The sequence below is a fragment of the Caballeronia sp. M23-90 genome, assembly GCF_053574605.1.
The window spans coordinates 1-4,845 of sequence record NZ_JBSIPA010000485.1; the positions used below are offsets into that span (position 1 = coordinate 1).

Annotated in this window: 5 protein-coding genes and 2 pseudogenes; 3 read left to right on the forward strand and 4 right to left on the reverse strand. The window is 60.0% G+C overall.

The window, feature by feature from the left end; genetic code table 11:
- Positions 1-206: pseudogene (locus ACRXB1_RS30560) on the reverse strand (ammonia channel protein); the annotation flags it as partial.
- Between the two features lie 34 nt (positions 207-240).
- Positions 241-579: a P-II family nitrogen regulator gene (locus ACRXB1_RS30565; protein WP_031364354.1), complete on the reverse strand. Its 339-nt coding sequence runs from the start codon at positions 577-579 to the stop codon at positions 241-243.
- 476 nt (positions 580-1,055) lie between these two features.
- Here ACRXB1_RS30565 and ACRXB1_RS30570 point away from each other — a divergent pair, with 476 nt between their 5' ends.
- Positions 1,056-1,322 carry an accessory factor UbiK family protein gene (locus tag ACRXB1_RS30570; protein WP_075359339.1) on the forward strand — a complete coding sequence of 89 codons (267 nt, stop codon included), beginning with the start codon at positions 1,056-1,058 and terminating at the stop codon, positions 1,320-1,322.
- Between the two features lie 116 nt (positions 1,323-1,438).
- Positions 1,439-3,014, forward strand: a pseudogene (locus ACRXB1_RS30575) (YifB family Mg chelatase-like AAA ATPase).
- Positions 3,015-3,393: 379 nt separating this feature from the next.
- On the opposite strand, the gene ACRXB1_RS30580 reads toward ACRXB1_RS30575, so the two are convergent.
- Positions 3,394-3,951 (reverse strand): hypothetical protein, encoded by a 558-nt coding sequence (locus tag ACRXB1_RS30580; protein WP_236873385.1) that lies wholly within the window; start codon positions 3,949-3,951, stop codon positions 3,394-3,396.
- A 172-nt stretch (positions 3,952-4,123) separates the two neighbouring features.
- On the opposite strand from ACRXB1_RS30580, the gene ACRXB1_RS30585 reads away from it, so the two are divergent.
- Complete coding sequence (locus tag ACRXB1_RS30585; protein ID WP_449494172.1) at positions 4,124-4,660, forward strand: TlpA disulfide reductase family protein; 537 nt, start codon at positions 4,124-4,126, stop codon at positions 4,658-4,660.
- A 69-nt stretch (positions 4,661-4,729) separates the two neighbouring features.
- On the opposite strand, the gene ACRXB1_RS30590 is transcribed toward ACRXB1_RS30585, so the two are convergent.
- The coding region (locus tag ACRXB1_RS30590) for a helix-turn-helix domain-containing protein (RefSeq protein ID WP_449494173.1) at positions 4,730-4,845 on the reverse strand (116 nt) is incomplete at its 5' end.

Sequence of the window (4,845 nt, forward strand, 5' to 3'; positions counted from 1 at the left end):
TCTTCCGGCGCGGAAGCAGCATCGGCCGCAGCGCCGGAAGCCAGTGCCGTATTGGCGCTGACCGGAGACGCGGAATCTGGTGCGCTTGCAGGCGCCGCCATGGCCGACGCAGCCGCGGGCGCCGATGCATCCTGCGCCATCACGGTGCCGGCGCTCACTCCCAGCAGCGACCCCGCCATCAACAAGGACATCAATAAATTGCGCATTCTTGTGTTTCCTCTTATCGCCGTTTCGTTTTTTTTAGAGAGCGTCCGCGCCGGTTTCACCGGTACGAATGCGAATGACTTGTTCGATCGGGGTGACGAAGATCTTCCCGTCGCCGATCTTGCCCGTGCGTGCTGCGCGCTCCACCGCTTCGATCGCCTGGTCGACGATATCGTCCGATACCGCTGCTTCAATCTTCACTTTCGGCAGAAAGTCGACCACGTACTCGGCGCCGCGATACAGCTCCGTGTGGCCCTTCTGGCGGCCGAAGCCTTTTACCTCGGTGACGGTGATGCCCGAGACGCCGATCGCCGACAACGCTTCGCGTGCTTCGTCGAGCTTGAACGGCTTGATGATTGCGGTAATGAGCTTCATGTATCCCTCGCGTGTGTGTCGAACAGAGTTGGCGTGTTGGCGCTTGCTCTGGTCCCATGCCTGATCCTTTGTTGCCTCGTGCCATCGCGAGCGGCGTCTCATGCGCCACGCCGCTTTGCCCATCGCCCGGAAAAGCGCGTACGGACAAGGCCGGGGCCACTTATGCAACTCGTATGCCATGCGAGCCTATACGCATGCTCATCAGGGCTTCACGGGGTCCCGGCCCGCTCCTTAGACCGGATGGCTAACGGTGCTTCCATGTGCTGGCGCGTACCGTGGATCGTTGCTAGAGTGCACGCAAGGTCAGGCACGAAGTTCAGATTCTCTGGGCGTGACGAAACGCCGCGTCAAGGGACGAGTTGGGCGCAGCCGCCATCAGCTTTCGCGCTATGACGCACCAATTTGGATCATGAAGAATTTCGTGGCACTGAGCTAACAATGAATGCACTTTTATGGTGCGCAAGAGGAAAGACCGCATGAAACAACCGAACGACGTATTCAATGACTTCCAGGCCAAGATGAGCGAGCTGCTCAAGAATTCACCGGCCAAGGACATTGAAAAGAATATGAAAGCCATGCTTTCGCAAGGCTTCTCGAAGCTGGATCTCGTCACGCGCGAAGAATTCGATACCCAGACGCAAGTGCTCGTGCGCACACGTACCCGGCTCGAAGAGCTCGAACGGCGTGTGGCGCAACTGGAAGCAAAGCTGGGTGGTGCTACGTCATCGAGTAGTCAGGACTAAGGGCTAGAAGCTGAAAAAGCGTGTCACCGGCTAAGCGAGCCGTGATGTTGAATCAATAAACCGCCGCCTTGCGATTGCAATTGCAACGACGGGGCGCGGGCAGCGGGGAAAGAATCATGTCGCTTGCCGTGGTGCGCAGCCGCGCGCCCGCTCCTGGGCGCGCGCCCGAGGTGACCGTCGAGGTTCATCTCGCCAATGGATTACCTTCGTTTTCAATCGTCGGCCTGCCTGATCTTGAAGTCCGCGAAAGCCGCGAGCGCGTTCGCGCCGCCCTTCAGAATTGCGGCTTCGAATTTCCCGTTCGCCGGATCACCGTCAACCTTGCCCCTGCCGATCTGCCGAAAGAAAGCGGCCGGTTCGACTTGCCTATTGCATTGGGCATCCTTGCAGCGAGCGGTCAGATTCCCGTCGAGGCGTTGTTGCATCGTGAGTTTGCGGGCGAGTTGTCGCTGACCGGTTCCATCCGGCCAATGCGCGGCGCCTTTGCGATGGCGTGCGGCGCAGCGCGGCAATATGCGGGCGTCGTTGCAATGGAAGGTGGGTTCGTGCGGGACACCGACGTGCGCATGCCTGAGATTTATCTGCCGGCCGCGAGTGCATCGGAAGCCGCGCTCGTGCCAGGTGTCGAAGTATTTGGTGCGCTCGATCTGCCCACTTTGTGTGCACACCTTTGCGGCTCGGAAAACGGCCGCCTCACGCCCGTCCGTGCCGCAACGCTCGGCTCCCGGCTAGACCGGCGCCCACCCTTGCCCGATCTCGTCGATGTCATCGGCCATCCCGGCGCACGGCGTGCACTGGAGGTCGCGGCGGCCGGCGGACATCATCTCTTGATGGTCGGACCGCCGGGCGCAGGCAAATCGATGCTCGCCGCGCGATTGCCCAGCCTTCTCCCACCCATGACAGACGAAGAAGCCCTGTCCTCTGCGGCGATCCTTTCCGCGAGCATGCTTGGATTCTCCCCAGCTCAGTGGCGCCAGCGGCCGTTCCGGGCACCCCATCATTCATCGAGTTCGGTGGCGCTTGTCGGCGGTCGCAACCCGCCGCAACCTGGCGAAATCACCTTGGCGCCTGGGCGTGCTATTTCTCGACGAGCTGCCGGAGTTCGACCGGAAAGTGCTCGAAACGCTGCGCGAACCGCTGGAAGCCGGCCGGATCACCATTTCACGCGCCGCGCATCAGGCCGACTTCCCGGCTGCGTGTCAATTGGTCGCAGCCATGAATCCGTGCCCGTGCGGCTGGCGCGGCGATCCGAACGGCCGATGCCGCTGCACACCCGAGATCGCCGCTCGTTATCTGCGCAAACTTTCAGGACCACTGCTCGACCGCATCGATATCCAGATCGAGCTACCCGCATTGTCGCCGGCGGAGTTATCGGCGAGGAGTGGGTCTCTGGGTGAGACAAGCGCAGTCGTGGCGCGCCGTGTCGCTGATGCACGCGAGCGCCAGCTTCAGCGCCAAGGCAAGACAAATCGCGAACTCGATGGCCGGGAAGTCGACGCGGTCTGCCGCCCGGACGCTGCCGGCGAAGCCTTGCTGCGCGAAGCGGGTGAGCGCTTCGGATGGTCGGCGCGAGCGTATTACCGCGTGCTCAAAGTGGCGCGCTCGATTGCGGATCTGGCTGCCGCCAACTCACCCACGGCGGGGCATCTGGCTGAGGCGATCCAGTATCGGCGGGCTTTCGCCGCGGTATAGGCCGCCCGCGCGTCGCCGTAGAAAGAAATTCGCGTGTCAAGACTTGACTTATGCACACTGGGCCGTTCTTTGTTTCCTTAACATCAGATCCAACCCCAGTTTCGGCAATGAAGCACAGGCCGTTGATTTTATTGGTCTTTTTCCGATGCCACGAATCAAGGCAAAGTAAGGAAAGCCGCGTCAGACGGGCGCTTGCGGCTCACCGGACGATGTTTTCCACAAAGTTATCCACAACCTCTGTGGATAGTTCAAAAAACTGAGATAAATCCGAGTTTTAGCCTTAAAACCTTGTCCAGATTCTTCGTCGTGAAACGTTGTCGTGGCGTCATTCAACTAATGAAATGGCGATAAATGCGGAAGGACGAAGGCCTGCGAATACTTAATAAAGCTTGAACGACGAGAAAAACTGATCGATCTGCTCGGCCGGGGGCGCTTTGGTTGAAACGATCGCAAGTTGATAAGCGTGCATTCCTTTCGCGATGAAGCGAGCGCGAATCTGGCGTGTCTCGCGATTCTGGCCGTCATCGCGTGTGCCGTTCACCTCGATCTCCGAGCCCGGCAGCTTGCCGCCTGCCGCAATTTCGATCTGAACCGGGTGCGCAGTCGGCGCAGCGTTCACATTGCGCGCCAAACCTTGCTGGAGAAAGTCGAGCGCGGCTTGCTGCGTTGCGGCGTCCCCGTTGGGCAAGTCGACCGTTCCCACGGCAAATACCGCGTCACCGGCTTCGGCGGTCTGCATCTTCATGTGCATCGGCTTTCCGGCGATCTCTATATCCCGCGCATCCGAGCGGGGTTTGGCGGGGAATGTGACTTCGTAGGCGTCGTCGTTGTTCTGAATGGTGCGCCAGTCGTAGGCCGGCGTGCAGGCGAGCAGCGCTACAGCGCTAAAAGCCACCATCATGGATTTGAGGACTACGGTTCGCGAAGATCGGTTCATGAGCAAAGCAAAAAGAGAAAACGTAATTATCCGCTGCCCGAACCGACGGCGCTGTTGGCCGCACCGGAGCGGACTTGTCAGCGGAGACGCTTTTCTGGGATTCGGGCTAAAATGCGCAGCATCCGGTCATACCGACGCAATTGCCTTATATCGAGCACGCTCGAGGTCTCCCATGTCAGAGAATTCACAGGTTTCATTGGCGCGCAGCAAGAGCCCGCTGCGCTATATCGTCATGGCGATCGTGGCGGGCGTGATTGCGTGTACCGGCTATTTCGCGTTCGGCGGCCAGCAACGCGTGCCGGACGCCACGTTCACGCTTTTGTCGGGCCAGAAGGTTTCGACCTCGACCGATCTGAAGGGCAAGGTCTACCTGATCAACTTCTGGGCAACAAGCTGCGAAACGTGCATGAAAGAGATGCCGCAGATGATCAACACGTATAACCGATTCAAGGGCCGCGGCCTGGAATTCGTAGCCGTCGCCATGAACTACGACGCACCGATGTACGTGAACAATTACGCGCAGACACGCAACCTGCCGTTCAAGGTTGCAATGGACGACGGCAGCGCGGCCAAGCAATTCGGCAATGTGCAGCTCACGCCGACCACCTTCGTGGTGGACAGGAACGGCAAGATCCTGAAGCGCTACGTGGGTGAACCGACGTTTGCGGAACTCGATGCCTTGCTCGACAAGGCGCTGAACGCCGCCTGAGTTTGAACTTCGTCAGAAGAAACGCCCAGCCAAGCTGGGCGTTTTCGTTCATGGCGTGCCTTCACACACCTAGCGCTCGCCCTCACCCTTCGCCGCAAGCCCGTACCGCTTGATCTTCTCGTAGAGCGTGGCCTTGCCCAACTGCAGCCGGTCGGCCGCCGCGGCCACCACGCCGCTGCACTGCA

Excerpts from the sequence above, each read along its gene's own strand:
- ACRXB1_RS30570 (WP_075359339.1), top strand. The coding sequence starts at position 1,056 with ATGAAACAACCGAACGACGTATTCAATGACTTCCAGGCCAAGATGAGC.
- ACRXB1_RS30585 (WP_449494172.1), top strand. The coding sequence starts at position 4,124 with ATGTCAGAGAATTCACAGGTTTCATTGGCGCGCAGCAAGAGCCCGCTG.
- ACRXB1_RS30565 (WP_031364354.1), bottom strand. The coding sequence starts at position 579 with ATGAAGCTCATTACCGCAATCATCAAGCCGTTCAAGCTCGACGAAGCA.
- ACRXB1_RS30580 (WP_236873385.1), bottom strand. The coding sequence starts at position 3,951 with ATGAACCGATCTTCGCGAACCGTAGTCCTCAAATCCATGATGGTGGCT.